Below are 16,769 nucleotides of genomic sequence, written 5' to 3' on the forward strand. Positions count from 1 at the left end.
TACTGCATCGGCACGACTGAGGTCACGACGGTGTCTGTCGCTCCGCGAGCGCAGCGCTTGTGCGTTGGGAACAGACCAGTGGACCAGTGAGTCCGCGCGACAGGCGATCTGCGACTCCTACGCTGGTACCTTTACCGCTGGGCTGCACATCTCCTGACGACCGGCGGCGCACTTGCCCAGGCGAGGTCGCCGGTGCTCACCCGAACCTGATCGCCGTCATCGCCGCGGACGCCATCGGCAATGTTTCCGGAAGCTATCTGGCGTGGCTGGGCGGACGCCACGGTGGCCGACCGGCCCTGCACCGGTGGGGCAAATTCGTACTACTGTGCGGCGAAGAGATCGACCGAGCCCAGCACTGGTTCGTCCGCCGCAGCGGCGCCTCGGCGTTCTGAGCACGACTGCTGCCCGGCATCCGCACCTTCGTCTCCCTGCCCGCCGGGAGGTGATGGTCTAGCGGTTGAAGGTCCGGTCGAGGAAGGTGATCAGGGTGGCGCGGATCTGCTCCGGTGCCGGTGCGGCACCCAGGAGTTCGTGATCGCAGTCGTAGGCGTGGAATTCTGTACGCACCCCGGCTCGGTTCAACGCGTCACCGAATTCGATGCTCTGTCCGAGCGGAATGATGTGGTCGAATCGCCCGTGCAGCAACAACACTGGCGGATCATCGCCGCTGACATAGCTGATCGGGCTGGCGTTGCGGGCGCGCTCTGGGCAGTCGGAGGCAACACATCCCAGCAGCACTGACTCCGCCGAACCTTCGACCAGGTGTACCGTGCTACGGCCGTCGCTGAGGGCTTGCTCATCGATACTCAGCAGATCGGTCGGGCCGAACCAGTCGGCGACCGCCTGAACCCGACTGGAATAGCCGGCAACGCCAACCCCACCCTCGAGTTCTGCGACACCACCTGTAGTGCCCAACATCGACGCGATATAGCCACCCGCGGAATCTCCCCAGGCCGCAACATGATTCGGGTCGAGCCGGTAGGTGCCCGCACTGGCGCGCAACCAGCGCACAGCGGCTTTCGCGTCGAAGATTTGGGCGGGCCACCGCGCTCGGTCGCTGAGGCGGTAGTCCACACTGGCGACCGCATAACCCGCCGCGACCACCTGCGCGAACGGCGTCCGCTCGTCAGCCTGCCACCCCACGCTTCCATAGTTCTTACGAGAGCCCCTCGACCATCCCCCGCCGTGGAAATACAGCACCAGCGGAGCCGCCGCGGTACCTGCTGGGAGGTAGAGATCGAGGCGGAGGTCGACGCCATCGACGGTCGCGTAAACGAGATCGGGAATCGCCCGCGCCGACGACGCGGCAGGTGCGGGACCGCACGAGGACACCACGCTTGCGGACGTCAGGATCGATACGACCGCCATTACAAGACCGGGTATAGACGTCATCGTCGATCCCATCGGGTCAGGCACAGTTTAGCCAAGTCCGACCAGAACCATCGCTACTTCCTGCCGATCACGCTGCCACAACTCGGAAACCACCTGTGCACGCCACGCCCGGATCGTGCCCACGGCAGCGACCGACACCGGAAGCCCACTGCGGCACTGTTCCCCGCAAGGGCGGGGCAAGGTATGTGGTCGCGTGGCAGACCGGTACCGTCCGGCCGCTGCCGCAGCTGCTGGTCGGCCGGAGGATGGGCCGGTGTTCCAGACCGACTGCCGGGCGGAACCCGGTGTGGCTGTGGCCGATATCGACCCGTCGATGGTGCGCGGGCGGCCCTCCTGTCGGAGGGCACCGGAACTGTTCGAGCACCACCCCGGCGACTGCGATCGCGGCTCCTTCGCGCTGCATCAACTCCGTCGCTCGAAGCTGACGCACACCACCGAGGACGTCCACGCCGACGCTGATGCGCGTGAGGGGCACATCTCGGTGCGGTCGCTTGGCAAATACTCTTGTCCCTGCGCCGAGGCCCTGATCCGGTGGCAGGCGCAGACCGACCCCGCCGCCCGGCACCGTCGATGATGCGAAAGATGTTCTGTGACCGGGAATTGGATTATGGAGGATGCACCGCGCTTCAGGAGAAGCAGTGCATCTGCTCGTTCTCGATGACGGTGGGAACACGTGGGTTGCCTGGTTCAGTGCAGGAGGATGCCCAGTATTCCGGCGGCGACGACGATGTAGGGCTCTTTGATTTTGAACCGCCACAGCAGGCCGAGTGTGACCAGTGCGATGGCGGCGGTGATCGGGTCGGTGACGGCTTGGCGGGTGAGGACGACGACTGCGCCGGAGAGTGCTCCGGCGGCTGCGGCCGGCCGGGCGACCTGTCGCCTACGGTTGCCGGCAACACGCGATGACGACGGCGTGTGTTGGCACCAGACCGGGCTGGGTGGTGCTCCGGGGCGGCGTGTGGTGTGGGTGCGTGTCGGTCGAGTCCGTGTAGGGCGAGGGCTGTGACCGTGCCGATGGCGGTGAGTCCCGCCCATATGGCCCAGTCGGTTCCGGTGCTGCGGGCTGCGCCGACGACGGTGCCGGTGGCCAGGTTGCCAATGAGGATACCGACGCCGACGACGGTGTTGTAGAACCCGTGCCACCCGTGTGTTGCTGGCCAGCGAGACGATGGTGTCCATCTCGAAGGGGAAGACAGCGGCGGTGCCGATCGCCAGTAGTGCCGCTGAAACCAGCAGCGCCGCAGCGGCGGCGACCGTGCCGAACCGCTGCGGCCCCGGAATCAGGGCGAGCGGCAGGAATGCTGCCGCGAGCAGGCCCATGCCGATGGCCAGGCTGCGTCCGGACCCCCACCGTGCCCGCAGCCACGCGGTGATGCGCAGTTGGCTCGCGACTGCGACGAGGCCGGAGATGACGAATATCGCCGCGGTCAGTGTCTGTGATCGCGGGGGGTCGATGTATTGCGCTTGCAGCGGCAGCGCGAGAAACACCTGGAACGACAACACGTACGAGCCGATCATCGCCATCGCGAACACCACGAACCGCCGGTTGCCCAGTATGGTGCGCGAGTCCTGCAACACCGAGGTCTGTTCCGTAGGTGTTTGCGCGCGGCGGGTCGGCAAGGCGAGTAGCTGCGTCACCGTCAAGATGGCGAACACCACCGCGGCCGCGCCCGCGGTGACCCGGAAGTCGGCCGCCATCAAGGCAAGTCCCACCAGTGGCCCGGCGAGGATGCCGGCCTGGTAGAAGATGTTGAACAGCGCGAACGCCTCCACCCGGCGCTCACCGGCATCAGCGGCGAGGTAGGCGCGCACCGCGGGGTTGAACAGTGCGCCAGCGAAACCCGTTGCTGCCGAGGCGATCAGCAGTCCCGGCAGCGAGGTGACGAACACTAGCAGGGCGAATCCGCCGGTGGGTAGTAGACATCCAACGACGATCAGCGGTTGTAGCCGAGCCGGTCGGCCAGCGTGCCGCCGACCAGGAACATGCCCTGCTGGGAGAAGTTCCGCACGCCGAGCACCAAGCCGATCGCCCAGGCTGCTAAACCCAGTGGGCCCGCGAGATATCCGGCCAGATAGGGCATCAGCATGCAGAAGCCGAGATTGATGCCGAACTGGTTGATCATCAACAGCCGTGCGGGCAGGTCGAAACTGCGGAAGGTTCTCAGCACGGTCGCGACTGCATCTGGACCGCGGCCTCGAACCGGCTCGGTTCGATCACCGCAGCGCTGCGTGTCCAGAACCGCACTCCCCGCTGGGCCGGGCTCGTGGACGAGGTCATGATTGCCCCTTCAGTCGGCGGCTATCTCCATCGCGCTATGTCCATTGGCCCGAGCCACTCGAGAGCCGATGAAACTGACACGGCACTTTCGAAACACGCATCAGGCGCCTCCGTGCCCCTTCTCATGGCAGACCACTGGCCGCTCTGCCCGCAGACACAGTCGTAGGGGCCTTGGACCTGAAGTCCCCGGCCCGGCACTCCGGCGTCGGATCCGAGGTAGGAGGTTGAGCCATGGCGACCGGACCGGACACCACCATGAGGCTGCCGAACACCGCGGCAAGCGTGGATGCGAAGAACTGATTCGACTTGGTACGCATGGTTACTCCGTCGTATCTGGTATCTGCGGCAGCGACGCTAGTCCGAATGGATGAAGCGGCGATGAAGGTGACCGACGTGGTCGTCGCCGCGACCGGCGAGGGAGTCCGCGGAGGAGTTCAGGTGGCCGTGGCGGGCCAGTGGCGGTGGTGGCACGCAGAATCCGGCGAAGTTGAAGCTCGCCGGGTTGGTTTTCCAGCGTCGCGACGGCCGCCGCGTCCTGTAAACCCGTTCGCGGCGGTCATGTGCGCCGACTGCTGATGGAGTCGCTCAACGCAGCCGAGCACCACCTCTACGGGCTGCCCGACCACGATTGAGCACGCTGCCGGTCCGGAAACCGGTGGGAGTCAGGCGGGTTCGCGGCCGAGCAGGGTTGCGCGGCGGTGGAATTCGTAGAGGCCGTCGAACATCGGCCCGGTCAGTTCGAGGATCTTGGCGTCGGTGCAGATCATCGACAGCCCGCGCAGCACGGTGTCCAGGCCGGGGGCTTCGGGGGCGTCGTAGCGTTCGTCGTCGAGGTCGGCCTCGTGCACGATTGCGGCTAGTTTCCACAGCACCGGGTCGTGCAGGTCGTAGCGGCGCAGGATGGTTTCGAAGCTGCAGTCCCCGCCGTGGTGGGACAGCTCCACCCCGCGCATGTCGAACCCGGTCGCATCCGCTGGGAGATCGGCGGGGTCGGTGACGAATACGAATTCGGCGTCGGGGTCGACGTGGCGGCGGATCAGCCACGCGCATGCGGCACGGTCGATGTGGATACCGGCTCGGGTGGCCCACTTCATGACGACACCTGCGGCGTGGGTGAAACCTCGTCGGCGAGCGCTTGTACCGCGGCGACGGCCTGGTCGCGTTCGGCGGGCGGGAAGTAGTCGCGGCGCTGGATGCGCCGCAACTCCGCGCGCAGGCGGCGCGCCAGCGACTGGCGGGTGGCCAGCGCAGATGACGCCGCCGCGGTGGCTTCGGCGGTGATCGCGGCGTATTCGGTGGCTCGTGCGCGGGCCAGGCCAGTGGCGAGATCGCGTTCGGTAGCGAGAGCGGCGGGGCGCGCAATCCAGATCGACGCCGTTCCGCCGGCTTCGACGACTTCTTCGGCGATCCATTCCAGGTGTTCACGGGTGCGTGCGTCGGCCGGTAGCGCGACCAGCCCATCGGAGATCTGCCCGACTCCAAGGCGTTTGAGCTTGCGCCACACCGCGATCCGCGGCGTGGACGGCTCCCGCGGAATTCGATACGACATCAGCACCCATTCCCCGGGCACGTTGGGGCGTGGGTCGAGCATCGAACACCCTCCCGTTCGCTGTGTTGATAACGGCAAGTCCCCAGCTATCCTAGCCTTACGCGGAAACCACGGTTACACGCTGTGGGAGGTGAGGGTGGTGCGGATTCAGCGGATCGTGCCGGTCCTGGCGTGGGTTGCGGTGCTAGTGGTCGCGGGGTGTTCGTCGTCGCATACGTCACCTCCCGGTTCGGGCGAGTTGCCATTGCGGCAGGTCGGGCAGGTCGCGTTGACCGGGGGACCGGTGCGGTTCGACTACACCAGCCTCGATGTCGGTCGCGGGTTGTTGTTCATCGCGCACATGGGTGCCGGTGAGGTCGTCGAGGTCGACATACACGCGCACAACGTGGTCCGCACGGTTGCGGATCTGCCGAATGTGCACGGCGTGATCGTGGTCCCCGACAAGCATCGCGTGTATGCCACCGCGACCGGCCGCAACGAGCTGGTCGCCCTCGATGAGGACACCGGCGCGGTCGTGTTCACCGCTCCCACCGACGACTACCCGGACGGCCTGGCCTATGACCCGGTCCGCAACGCGGTGTGGACGACCAACGAGCGCGCGGGCACCGAAACCGTTGCCGACGCCGACACCGGGACCGTGCGCGCCTCCGTGCCGCTGGGCGGTGAGGTCGGCAACGTCGTCTACGACCCGGCCATCGACCAGATGGTAGTGGCGGTGCAGGGGCGCGGCGATGTCGCGGTCGTCGACCCGACGAGCCTCGCGGTGGGCGAGCGGATCCCGACCCCGGGGTGCGCCGGCCCGCACGGTCAGGCACTCGATGCCACCGACCAGCTGATGTTCGTCGGCTGTGAGGACAACGCCACCATGGTCACCGTCGACCTTGCCGGCCACCGGGTCACCGATCACAACAGTGTCGGCGAGCGGCCTGACGTGATGGTCTACGACGCGGCCGCGCACCGGCTGTACGTGGCGGCCGAAAGCGGCTGGGTCAGCGTGTTCGACAACCGTGACGGGCACCCCGTGGGGGTCGGGTCCAAGCATCTGGCCGACGGCGCCCACACCCTGGCCCTGGACCCGTCCACCCACCACAGCTACTTCCCCATCCCCAAGGACTCCGCCGGTGAGCCGGTGCTCTGGGAATTCGAACCCACCACGTGACCGAATCAGGCTGCGCGGAATACCTCGCGCCGCCGGACATTTCGGTGAGCGCCCCAAGCCCGGGGTCGATGCCGCCTATCCCCACGGCCCGGCCTGACCGCCTCGCGCAGCTGACGGACCGGTGAGCCGTGAGCCGTCAGCTGGCTAGGTCGTTGTTCCTGCACCGCTGGGTTGTGTGGGCAAGGTGAGGGTGACTTCGAGGCCGCCGTCGGAGTGGTTGGCGGCGGTGACGGTGGCGTGGTTGCGCAGGGCGAGGGCCGCCACGATGGCCAGGCCCAAGCCGCTGCCGCCGCGGGTGCGGGCGGTGTCGCCACGGGTGAACCGCTCGAACGCCTGCGGCAGGAAGCCGGGGTCGATACCGGGACCGTGATCACGCACCTTTATTTCGATCGTGCTCGCAGCGAGGCGATCGACACCGATGCGGACCGGCGGTGCGCCGTGTTCGAGGGCGTTGTCGAGCAGGTTGGTGACGATACGGTCCAGATCGTCGGTGTCGGCGTGGACGATGATATCGGGTGGGCCGTCGACGGTGATGCCGCCAGCCGCGACGCCGTGCCGGGCGATCACCGCATCGAGCAGTGGCCGCAATTCGATTGTCGGAAGCGGGGTTTCGGGATCGCGAGGCGTTCCGGCGGTCGCGGCCAGCATGGCGCGTGCCAGCCGGGACAGGCGTTCGACCTCATCGAGTGCCGAGCGCAGGGCGGCGGTGAGTTCGTCGTTGCTGCGCGGGCGGCGCAGGGCGAGTTCGAGTTCGGTGGTCAACAACCCCAGCGGGGTGCGCAGTTCGTGCCCGGCATCAGCGACGAACTGCCGCTCCCGATCTACGGCCGCGTGCAATCGGGCCAGTAGATCATTGAAAGTGGTTCCCAGTCGCGATATTTCGTCGTTCGCGGGCGGAACCGGCAGCCGGGCGGCCACATCGGTGTCGGTGATCCCGGCGGCGCGGGCGCGCATGCGTTCGACCGGCCGCAGCGCGGTCATCGCCAGCAGATAGGCGCCGACCGCCGCGGCGAGCAGCACTAGCGGGAACCCGACCGCGAGCTCTCGGGACAGATCGGTGACCGCGGCGTCACGGTCGGCGAGGCTCTCGGCCACGACCACGACACGGTTGGCGGGTGCGCTGGTGGCGGCCACCCGGACCGGGCCTGCGAGCCCCGGTGCGCTGGGGTGATCGACGATCAGGGTGCCACGACGGGCGGCTTCCAGCTCGGACGGCGACAGCACCGACGGCCCGGGCAGCTCCTGTGTGGCCGCCACGACTTGTCCACTGTCGGACAGGATCTGGATCGCGGTGTCCTGACTCGGGCCGGGCAGGGTCGGTTCGGCCGCGGCCGCCAGGGGGCGTAGTTCGTCGAGTTGGTATTCGAGGGATTCGGTGACGGATTTGTCCAGGAACGAGCGCATGTGAGTGACCGTCGTGTACCCGACAATCGTGAGCACGACCGCCATGATGATCGTGAATGCGACGGTGAGCCGGATCCGGATCGGCCAGCGGCGAATCATGGTGTCGGGTTTTCGGTTCGGCCGCCGTCGGGGCGGAATCGGTAGCCGACGCCGCGCACGGTCTCGACGGAGTTGACACCGAAGGGCCGGTCGATCTTGTCGCGCAGGCCGCGGATGTGGACGTCGACGACGTTGGAGCGTGATTCGTACCATGCTCATGGGTGACCTCGTCGTCACCGAGGACGAAGTCCCGAAGGTCACCGATGCCTTGCACGCCAACGGAATCGAGCAGACCGCGCTGCACAAGCACCTGCTCGAACAATCCCCGCCGATCTGGTGGACCCACATCCATGCCATGGGCGATCCCACGCAACTCGCCAAGGGTCTAAAAGCCGCGCTGGACGCCACTACTATCGCCCCGGCCGCCGCGCCACCGGCCCAGCAGCCGCCGGTCGACATCGACACCGCCGGCGTGGACGCTGCCCTCGGCCGCAAGGGCACCGCCGACGGCGGTATCTATAAGTACAACCTCGCGCGCGCCGAGACCATCACCGATAGCGGGCATGTCGTGCCGCCCACCTTCAACGTCACCACCGTGATCAATTTCCAGCCCACCGGCGGCGGCAAGGCCGCCATCAACGGTGACTTCGTCCTGACCGGGCCCGAGGTGAACAAAGTGATCGAGGCGCTGCGCACCGGCAACATTGCCGTGGTCGAGGTACACAACCACTCCCTCACCGACGACCCACGCCTGTTCTACCTGCACTACTGGGCCGTCGACGACGCCGTCACCCTCGCCAAGGCACTGCGCCCGGCACTGGACGCCACCAACCTCGCCCCCGCGAAGTGAGCTGATACCGATGCTGCCCACCGGACGACCACGCCACCAGCTCGCGCGCGCATCCCTGGCCGCGATGCTCGGCATGGTCGTGCTGGCCGGCTGCAGATCGACCGGCACGACCAGCCCATCTGCGACCACCGCGATAGGCTCGGCCGAGATTCGGATCTCGGCCGACCCGGACTACAACGTTCCCGCCTCCGTGTCGCCTGGCGCCACCGTGCATGTGCTCAACCAGCATTCGTCGATGCACGACGTGACCGCCGATAACACAACGTTCCACACGCGGTTGCTCCGACAAGACGAATCCGCCATCTTCACCGCGCCACAGCAACCCGGCTCCTACCCTTCCATTGCAGCAAACACCCCAACCTGAAAGGCACCCTCATCGTTGCTCCCTGACACGCCACCCCGGCGACTGCTGGGCGATCTGTGGCGACGGTTGACCGGTATGTTCGGCCACCCCGCCGCCGAGCCCAGCGCGGCCGATCAACGGCGAATCACCGTCGACCGCACCGGATCTCGCACCCGCCCTGCCCGCACGGTCACCCCGGACGACCTGCGGCAGCTACGGCTGTTCGTCCGTTTGCACCACGGCGATGTCGAACTGTTCCTCGAACCCGCGACCATCGCGACCGACACCACCGTGCTCGCCGTCGCCGACAACGGCGAATGGATTCGCCGCCGCGTCGGCGGCCCGGCCATCGCGTGGGTACTGGGCCGCGAGCTCGCCGTCCCCGTCTACAACGTCACGCGCGTCGGCTACCCCGCCGTGATCCACCGCCACCACCACTGACCGGTCCGCTCGAAAACGAGGAAACCCATGACCACAGCGGCCACCGGGCCGGTATTCAGCCACCCCCACATCCTGCTCACCGCCGCGATCACCGCTGTGCTCACCATCCCGCTGGCGGTGTGGCGACTCGGCCGCGACGCCTGGGTCGACGGGCTCGGCCTCGGCGTCGCGGTAGGCGTATCGGTGTGGTTGTGGCGCGCCAGCGCCTTGCGCACCCGTCAATGCCTCTTCGGGTCCTATCGCTGGAGCGCGCGATGACACCAACATCGGTCCAAACGAGCACTGTGCGTGAACGGGATCGCGACGCCGAACTCTGGGCATGCCAGGCGAATTCGTTCGGCGCCGAAGCAGCCGCCTACAACGAGCATCGGCCTGACTACCCGGCGGCCGCCATCCGGTGGGCGCTGCAATCGGTGAACGGCGTGCCCGAACCCGAGGTGCTCGATCTCGGCGCCGGTACCGGAAAGCTCACCGGCAATCTGCTCACCGCCGGCGCGCAGGTGATCGCGGTCGAACCGGACGAGGCAATGCGGGCCGAATTCGGGCGGCGGCACCCCGAGGTGCCCGCCCTGGCCGGAAGCGCCGAAGCCATCCCGCTACCAGACAACTCGTTCTACGCCGTGCTTGTCGGCCAGGCCTTCCACTGGTTCGACCAGCAGCGCGCTTTCCCGGAGATCGCTCGGGTACTGCGCCCTGGCGGCGTGTTCGCCGCATTCTGGAACACCCATGACATCACCATCGCCTGGGTCGCCGAACTCGACCGCCTGTCCGGGTGCGCCCTTGCCTACCAACGCCGCACCCAGCACACCATCCCCGCCCACCCCTTGTTCCGCCCATTCGAACGCACAGAATTCCCGCACACCCACCGCCGCACCGCCGAATCCCTCACCGCCACCCTCGTAACCCACTCACACACCCTCATGGCCTCCCCGCAACAACGCGCCGAAACACTCACCCGCCTCACTGACTACCTGCATATTCGCCCCGAAACCCGTGCCGGCGAATTCGACCTCCCACTGCGCACCCTCGCGATCCGCAGCCGACTACCGCCGAGCGTCGCTGCTGGCGTGGTGATGACGAAATTCATCCTGACCGCAAAGGAATACGTCCTGCTGGACAGCGGGCTTGATCTGGCCATCGTGAGGACGCTCCGGTCCACAATCGCGCAAGTGGGAGCGCTGCCAACCATTCAGAGGGTGGACTCGTCATCACCCTCACGCTGGGTGTGCATGGAACCCGACTGCCCAACGAGTCAGGCTTTGCCCCAGCCTTTTTCGGTGAACAGGGCTAGGTACTCGGCGGGAACGAACAACCGGTCCTCGGGCAGCGGGATATCGATGTAGCGGTGGGGCGGAAGGAGTTTGCCGTCGTGCGCGCTCAGGTCGATGACCCACCGGTCGGGGCCGGTGCGGATGGTGTGGCCGCCGCGCTTGGTGATTCGGCCCAGGTAGCGCAGTTCGAACGGCAGCAGGCGCAGTGGCTCGGCCGCCTCGAAGATCCCTTCGTGGCGGTTCGCGCGCCTTGACCGACTGCCGGGCGCTGTCGAGGCATGGATCGGTGATGGGTTGTCCGGGAACGGGAGCCGCATCGGTCAGGGTCGGTTGTTCGCGGAACGGATCGACGTTGGGCCAGGTGAAGTACGGCGTGACGTCGCCACTCGATGCTTATCAGCCATGACGAGTAGTCGGCTACCTGAATCGGGCGGTCCGCTTCTTTACGTAGGTGATCCACCTTGATCCAGCAGCATGCCCAGAGTCATCGCGGCAATGTGTTCTTCGAGGTGCCGTCGGTTGGGCATGACAGCGGTCCGAAACGGGTGCGCGGACAGGAACGACAGCACCAGCCAGGCGGCGGACTCGGGGTCGAGGTCGGCACGCAGCTCACCATCGCGTTGTCCACGTGCGATGACCTCGGCCAGCACACCGGCCAGTTCGCCGACATGCGCGCGGACGGCCGCTTCGATCGCGGGTTCGGCGGTGAGGGTCATGGCGTCGGCGAAGATGGCGCCGAGCGAGCCGGGGGAGTGTAGTTCGTCGATGTGGTCGGGGCTCAGCAGTTGCCTCAGCAGCCCGCCGATCGAGTCGCCGTGTTCGGCGAGGTCGCGCATCATCGTGGCCATCTGGCCGGTGGCGTGTGCCACGACGGCGGCGTAGAGGCCGGTTTTCGAGCCGAAGTTCTGGAACACCACGGGTTCGGTGACGCCGAGGCGGGTGGCGATCTGGCTCATGGTGGCGCGCTGGTAGCCCGACTCGGCGAAGACCTGGGTGGCCGCGTCGATGATCGATGCGCGCCGGTCGGCGGCGCTGAGGCGGGTGCGGGGCCGGCCGGGGGGTGAGGAGTGGGTGCGGGCCATGTCGTCATGGTATCGACCCTTGCACATTAACTTAGCCGCGACTAAGTTATGAATATCTTAGTCGTCACTAAGTTAAGGAGGGGCCATGAGCCTCGGACATCTCTTGCACAACAACCCTGATCCCGGTACCGACGGACTCACCATCGATCACGGCGCCGGTTACGACGTCTTCGGTGCGGTGTTCTTCGGTGGACGGCGTGGCCGGGTGTACCGGCAACTGGCTGAACTGAGCGGTGCGCGCGACGGCCACCATGTCCTCGATATCGGCTGCGGCACTGGATATTTGACGCGCCAACTGGCCGCCGTCGTCGGCGCCGGGACGGTGGTGGGCGTGGATCCCTCGGCGAAGGTGCTGGAGCGGGCCCGCGCGACCACGAAGGAAACCAACTGCACCTACATCGTCGGGGTTGCCGAATCACTGTCCGCCACTGATGAATCCTTTGATGTCGTGGCGAATTGCCTCATGCTGCATCATCTTCCGGAAGAATTGCGCGCTCGCGCATTGAGTGAGATGTGGCGGGTGCTGCGCCCTGGTGGGCGGCTGCTGATCGGCGAGTTCCGGCCGCCGGCAAATCATCTCGGCAACCATCTCATCGAGGCATTGACCGGTCCGGCCATGGCCAACAACCCGCTGCACCTGCTCGAGCCGATGGTTGCCGACGCCGGATTCGAGCGGATCGGCTCCGGCGACCTGCATCCGTGGATCCGCTACGTCACGGCGACCAAGCCCGAGGCGGGCGCGTGAGGGACAGTAATCCGTTGCGGGGTCGTTCCGGCGTAGTGCGATGGGCGGCACTGCTGCTGATCGGGATCGGTGTCGGTCTGCATCTGCTGTTGGGCGCGATGATCTGGCTCGAGGTCGCGGGCGCGGGACTGGCTATAGCTGTCGTGGGAATCGCCGCCCATGTGTTGTTCGCCGGATTCGGCATTCGGTGGGCTCGACGGCGTGCCGGTGAAAGCTCGTTGTCTGAATCCCCGGCGAGCCATCGTCATTGAACTGCGCCGGCCGAACCTGGGTGTCCGACCGCCGTAATTGTCATTTCGCCTGTAGTGACGCCAAAGGTCGGCGGCAGCATATGCCCGCCGTCCTTCGGAGCAGCGCTGCGGCATGGCCGACGGCGCAGGCCAAATGTGTATAGGTTCGCAACTGCGCACATATTGTTCGTATGGTGTGGTGGTTTGTCGAAGGCGAGTTGGCTGGAGGTTCGCGTGATCGAGGTGTTGAGGCACCCTCAGTTCCGTCGTCTGTTCACGGCCCAGGTGGTGGCGCTGGTCGGCACTGGGCTATTGACGGTGGCCTTGGGCCTGCTCGCCTATGACATCGCGGGCAGCGATGCGGGCGCGGTCCTGGGTACCGCGCTGGCGATCAAGATGGTCGCGTATGTCGCTGTGGCGCCGGTGATCTCGGCTCTCACCGACCGGGTGCCCCGTCGCGCGCTGCTGGTGTCGGCGGATATCATTCGCATGGCGATCGCGTTCACGCTGCCATTCGTCACGCATGTCTGGCAGATCTACGTGCTGATCCTCATCCTGCAATCGGCGTCGGCGACGTTCACCCCGGCTTTCCAGGCGGTCATCCCGTCTGTACTGGTCGACGAGGAGGACTACACGCGTGGCCTGTCACTGTCGAGGTTGGCCTACGATCTCGAATCCCTGCTGAGTCCGGTGTTGGCCGCCGCGCTGCTGACGCTCATCAGCTACAACTTGCTGTTCGTTGGTACTGCGGCGGGATTCATCGTGTCGGCGATCATGGTGGTCGGTACGCGGCTTCCGCGCCTGGTGGCTGCCGACCGCTCCATCCCGCTGGTGCAACGCATTACACGTGGGGCTCGGATCATGCTCTCGCGCCCGGTGTTGCGCGGTCTGCTGGCCATGAACCTCGCCGTCGCCGCGGCCACGGCGCTGGTTGTGGTGAATACCGTTGTCTACGTCCGGGATCTGCTCGACGGCCCAGTTGCTGCCGTCGCCCTGGCCCTGGGCTGCTACGGCGGCGGTTCGATGGTTGTGGCCCTGTCGGTTCCGCGTCTGCTCGCCTCCGTGCCCGACCGCCGATTGATGCTCACCGGCTGCGCGCTGCTGCCGGTCGGGCTGCTGGCCGCCGCGCTCATCGCCGGACTCACGCCGTCGCCGGGACCGGGCTGGGCGCTGCTGACGGTCGCCTGGATCACCCTCGGTGCAGGGACCTCGCTGATCAACACCCCGGCGGCGCGTCTGCTGCGCGCACAGTCCGATACCGACACGCGCACAGCGGTATTCACCGCCCAGTTCTCCCTCTCGCACGCATGCTTCCTGCTCACCTACCCGATCGCGGGCTGGGTGGGCGCGGGTGTCGGACAGCTCGCCGCGGCGATCACCCTGGCCATCGTCGCTACACTGGCCGCAGCGACGGCCGCACGGATGTGGCCGATCGATACCCCCTCGGGAGCCGAGAAGGTGATGGCAGGAAGTCGGTGAGCTATGAGCAGGACGGACAGGTCGACAGCGACCGAACCCGCCCCGAGCCTCGAACACCCGGTCGCTGCCGACCAGGCCCACCTCGAGGCCGCCACGGCGACCTTTCGCATGCTGTCCGACTCCACCCGTCTGCACATCCTGTGGCTGCTGGCCGATGGTGAAGCCGACGTCACCGCCCTCACTGAAGCCTGCGGCGCCTCCCGCACCGCCGTCAGCCAGCACCTGGCCAAACTTCGCTTCACCGGTATGGTCGAGACCCGCCGCGAGGGCCGCCACGTGATCTATCGCATCCGCGACGGCCACCTCGCCCGCCTGGTCCGCGAGGGCCTCAACCACGCCGACCACATCGTCACCGGCGAGCCACCACACGCCTGATCGGACGTGGACCGGCCCAGTCCAACCTCACTGGCCACCAAATGAGGTGCGCAGCCAGTTTGCCCTCCACAACCACGGGTGGGGACGGCAAGCCCGAAAGATCGTCTTGTTCCGAGCCGGAAGGTTCCGGAGCCGACAGCACACCATCGCCAAGCCAACGATGGCGTAGTCGCGTCAGCGCGAGCCATCTTCAGCTGCACCGCATTTCGGACGAGGATGATCAGCGCCTCTATCAACTGTGTAGCGACGGGTCGATGCTGAAGCCTTTTCAGTAGTCTGGGTGCGGGAGAATCAGTGGACAGGTGGCCAGGAGACTGACATGTCCATCCCTCATCCGCTGCTCAGATCACGTACACGGGCATTGGGACGATTACAGTTTCGCGTTGGTGTGGGTGGCGCGGCACGTGGTGTCCGGGGCGGATCCGGTGGACAAAGCCGAGGTCTACCGGCACCTCAACCTGCAGATGACCTACCATCCCGCAAAACGACTCGTGCGGGTCGAGACATCTCTCGACCCGCACAGTTGGGGTTATGGTAAGTGTCCGGAGGGGGTATCGACCAGTACGCCAACCTCCTGCAACACCGAAAACTGCTGGTCATCGGCAAATAGCGGTGGCGTGACGGTCCTGGTCGGTCCGTTGCCGTGGGTTCGTGCCCCGGGCAGGACACGCAAAACATGGGAAACCGGAAAACGCCTCTCGAGGCCGTCGGCAAACTCAGCGACGAACGCCACGCTCAGCTGACTGTCTCCACCGGGCAGAGGGCCAAGGGCCGTGAGTGGAATACGGTTTGTATTGCCGACGGTTTCTACGAGCCGGGCGAAGACGATGACAGACAGCCGAACCCGATCGACGACGCCAACGCTCGGCTGTCCCACGTCGCCGTCACCCGAGCGAGAATGTGTCACGGGACCCGGGTACCGCTGCGAGGCTCCCAGGCGACAGTTAGCAACCGGACCGGAGCGCTCGGTGGAAGGCGCGAAGGTCGTCGGCGAAGACGGCAGGCTGCTCCATGGCGGCGAAATGCCCCCCTGAATCGGCAGTAGTCCAGCGCACCAGATGGACGCGGCGCTCCATCCACGCGCGCGGAGACTTCACGATCTCAGCAGGATAGATGGTGACCCCGGTGGGCACTTCGATCTTTCCTGCGGCTCCCTCCCCACGCGCGGTGGCCAGGGACTGTTCCCGGTACAGCCGGATGGATGAGCCGATAGATCCGGTGAACCAGTACAGCGACAGGTTGGTGAGGAAGGTGTCCCACGACAACGCATTCCGGAGGTCGCGGATGCCGTCGCGTTCGGCGTCGGTCCAGGCGTGGAACTTGTCGAGTACCCAGGCGCACCAGCCGGCGGGGGAGTCGGTGAGCGCGTACTCCAGCGCCTCGGGCCGCGTGGCCTGGATCGCGTAGTAGCCGAGGCCCTCCGCCTGATGGCGAGCATTGGCCTCGACCCACGGAAGCTCATGAGGCTCGACGAGTGTCATCGGGTCCGGTACGTCGTTGGGCGGGAAGGGCTGCGCGATGCTCAGATGCAGGCCGATGACGCGCTCGGGATACATTGCTGCAAGGTGCGAGGCCACTAGGCTGCCCCAGTCGCCACCCTGGACCAGGTAGCGGTCGTACCCGAGTGCCTCCATCAGGACAGCGAAACGGATCGCCATCGCGCGCGGCGACATGCCCGGCCCTGGTGCCGATGGGGAGTACGCATATCCCTGCAGTGACGGAGCCACGACGTGGAACGCTTCGTCGGCCGGAGCACCGTATCGGCTCGGATCTGCCAGCCGAGGGGCGGCCTCGAGGAATTCCACCACTGATCCTGGCCAGCCGTGCAGAACAAGGATCGGCGTCGCGGACTCGGTGGCCGCACGTGCGTGGAGGAAGTGGATGTCGAGGCCGTCGATCTCCAACAGCCAGTTAGGAACCGCGTTGATGCGCCGTTCGGCGGCATCGAAGTCGAACTCGGTTCGCCAGTAGTCGACGAGGGTACGGACGTACTCCTGCGGGGGACCGTACGACCACGCCGGGGAGTCGAAGCCGGGCGCCCATCGGGTCTCAGCCAGGCGCTGGCGGAGTCGCTGCACGTCCGAGGCAGGGAACCGTACGCTATGAGGTCGTGGCTGCGTGGTCATAGTCGG

Annotated in this window: 18 protein-coding genes and 2 pseudogenes; 11 read left to right on the forward strand and 9 right to left on the reverse strand. The window is 66.6% G+C overall.

The features are described from left to right. Positions 1-450: 450 nt before the first annotated feature. On the reverse strand, positions 451-1,392 hold the full coding sequence (locus ACWEO2_RS31570; protein WP_452408678.1) for an alpha/beta hydrolase fold domain-containing protein: 942 nt from the start codon (positions 1,390-1,392) through the stop codon (positions 451-453). Between the two features lie 253 nt (positions 1,393-1,645). Between ACWEO2_RS31570 and ACWEO2_RS31575 the strand changes: the two genes are divergently transcribed. Then, positions 1,646-1,966 carry a site-specific integrase gene (locus ACWEO2_RS31575; RefSeq protein WP_452408679.1) on the forward strand — a complete coding sequence of 107 codons (321 nt, stop codon included), beginning with the start codon at positions 1,646-1,648 and terminating at the stop codon, positions 1,964-1,966. Positions 1,967-2,336: 370 nt separating this feature from the next. On the opposite strand, the pseudogene ACWEO2_RS31580 reads toward ACWEO2_RS31575, so the two are convergent. The 3 genes and pseudogenes from ACWEO2_RS31580 to ACWEO2_RS31590 all read right to left on the reverse strand — a co-directional run. Next, positions 2,337-3,515: pseudogene (locus tag ACWEO2_RS31580) on the reverse strand (MFS transporter); the annotation flags it as partial. 817 nt (positions 3,516-4,332) lie between these two features. Then, positions 4,333-4,764: a chromate resistance protein ChrB domain-containing protein gene (locus tag ACWEO2_RS31585; protein ID WP_452408680.1), complete on the reverse strand. Its 432-nt coding sequence runs from the start codon at positions 4,762-4,764 to the stop codon at positions 4,333-4,335. Further along, positions 4,761-5,261 (reverse strand): Chromate resistance protein ChrB, encoded by a 501-nt coding sequence (locus ACWEO2_RS31590; protein WP_452408681.1) that lies wholly within the window; start codon positions 5,259-5,261, stop codon positions 4,761-4,763. Before ACWEO2_RS31590 ends, ACWEO2_RS31585 begins: the two co-directional genes overlap by 4 nt. Before the next feature lie 97 nt (positions 5,262-5,358). Between ACWEO2_RS31590 and ACWEO2_RS31595 the strand changes: the two genes are divergently transcribed. Beyond that, positions 5,359-6,378, forward strand: a complete 1,020-nt coding sequence (locus tag ACWEO2_RS31595; RefSeq protein WP_452408682.1) for a YncE family protein — start codon at positions 5,359-5,361, stop codon at positions 6,376-6,378. 144 nt (positions 6,379-6,522) lie between these two features. On the opposite strand, the gene ACWEO2_RS31600 is transcribed toward ACWEO2_RS31595, so the two are convergent. Together ACWEO2_RS31600 and ACWEO2_RS31605 are read right to left on the reverse strand one after the other, a co-directional pair. Further along, a complete protein-coding gene (locus ACWEO2_RS31600) occupies positions 6,523-7,881 on the reverse strand; it encodes a sensor histidine kinase (RefSeq protein ID WP_452408683.1) in 1,359 nt (452 codons plus the stop codon). Continuing rightward, positions 7,878-7,997, reverse strand: coding sequence for a hypothetical protein (locus ACWEO2_RS31605; protein ID WP_452408739.1), 120 nt, complete (start codon positions 7,995-7,997; stop codon positions 7,878-7,880). Before ACWEO2_RS31605 ends, ACWEO2_RS31600 begins: the two co-directional genes overlap by 4 nt. 32 nt (positions 7,998-8,029) lie before the next feature. On the opposite strand from ACWEO2_RS31605, the pseudogene ACWEO2_RS31610 reads away from it, so the two are divergent. The 5 genes and pseudogenes from ACWEO2_RS31610 to ACWEO2_RS31630 form a co-directional block, all read left to right on the forward strand. Further along, positions 8,030-8,671, forward strand: a pseudogene (locus ACWEO2_RS31610) (DUF1259 domain-containing protein); the annotation flags it as partial. Positions 8,672-8,681: 10 nt separating this feature from the next. Further along, on the forward strand, positions 8,682-9,035 hold the full coding sequence (locus ACWEO2_RS31615; RefSeq protein ID WP_452408684.1) for a hypothetical protein: 354 nt from the start codon (positions 8,682-8,684) through the stop codon (positions 9,033-9,035). A gap of 75 nt (positions 9,036-9,110) precedes the next feature. Beyond that, positions 9,111-9,455: an oxidoreductase gene (locus ACWEO2_RS31620; protein ID WP_452408685.1), complete on the forward strand. Its 345-nt coding sequence runs from the start codon at positions 9,111-9,113 to the stop codon at positions 9,453-9,455. Between the two features lie 27 nt (positions 9,456-9,482). Then, entirely contained in the window at positions 9,483-9,713 is a 231-nt protein-coding gene (locus ACWEO2_RS31625) for a hypothetical protein (protein ID WP_452408686.1), read from the forward strand. After that, the gene (locus ACWEO2_RS31630; RefSeq protein WP_452408687.1) at positions 9,710-10,798 is read left to right on the forward strand and encodes a methyltransferase domain-containing protein; all 1,089 of its coding nucleotides are present in this window, start codon (positions 9,710-9,712) and stop codon (positions 10,796-10,798) included. Before ACWEO2_RS31625 ends, ACWEO2_RS31630 begins: the two co-directional genes overlap by 4 nt. On the opposite strand, the gene ACWEO2_RS31635 is transcribed toward ACWEO2_RS31630, so the two are convergent. Next, positions 10,708-11,043 (reverse strand): hypothetical protein, encoded by a 336-nt coding sequence (locus tag ACWEO2_RS31635; protein WP_452408688.1) that lies wholly within the window; start codon positions 11,041-11,043, stop codon positions 10,708-10,710. The genes ACWEO2_RS31630 and ACWEO2_RS31635 overlap by 91 nt on opposite strands. Positions 11,044-11,169: 126 nt before the next feature. Then, complete coding sequence (locus tag ACWEO2_RS31640) at positions 11,170-11,808, reverse strand: TetR/AcrR family transcriptional regulator (RefSeq protein ID WP_452408689.1); 639 nt, start codon at positions 11,806-11,808, stop codon at positions 11,170-11,172. A gap of 85 nt (positions 11,809-11,893) precedes the next feature. Between ACWEO2_RS31640 and ACWEO2_RS31645 the strand changes: the two genes are divergently transcribed. From ACWEO2_RS31645 to ACWEO2_RS31660, 4 genes are all read left to right on the forward strand, one after another. After that, entirely contained in the window at positions 11,894-12,553 is a 660-nt protein-coding gene (locus ACWEO2_RS31645) for a class I SAM-dependent methyltransferase (RefSeq protein WP_452408690.1), read from the forward strand. Next, positions 12,550-12,804, forward strand: coding sequence for a hypothetical protein (locus ACWEO2_RS31650; protein WP_452408691.1), 255 nt, complete (start codon positions 12,550-12,552; stop codon positions 12,802-12,804). The genes ACWEO2_RS31645 and ACWEO2_RS31650 overlap by 4 nt, the downstream gene beginning before the upstream one ends. A 213-nt stretch (positions 12,805-13,017) precedes the next feature. After that, a complete protein-coding gene (locus ACWEO2_RS31655; protein ID WP_452408692.1) occupies positions 13,018-14,262 on the forward strand; it encodes an MFS transporter in 1,245 nt (414 codons plus the stop codon). Between the two features lie 3 nt (positions 14,263-14,265). Next, positions 14,266-14,637 carry an ArsR/SmtB family transcription factor gene (locus ACWEO2_RS31660; RefSeq protein ID WP_452408693.1) on the forward strand — a complete coding sequence of 124 codons (372 nt, stop codon included), beginning with the start codon at positions 14,266-14,268 and terminating at the stop codon, positions 14,635-14,637. 944 nt (positions 14,638-15,581) lie between these two features. Here ACWEO2_RS31660 and ACWEO2_RS31665 read toward each other — a convergent pair. Beyond that, a complete protein-coding gene (locus tag ACWEO2_RS31665; RefSeq protein ID WP_452408694.1) occupies positions 15,582-16,763 on the reverse strand; it encodes an epoxide hydrolase family protein in 1,182 nt (393 codons plus the stop codon). Between the last annotated feature and the right edge of the window lie 6 nt (positions 16,764-16,769).

It is taken from the genome of Nocardia sp. NPDC004278 (assembly GCF_053602975.1).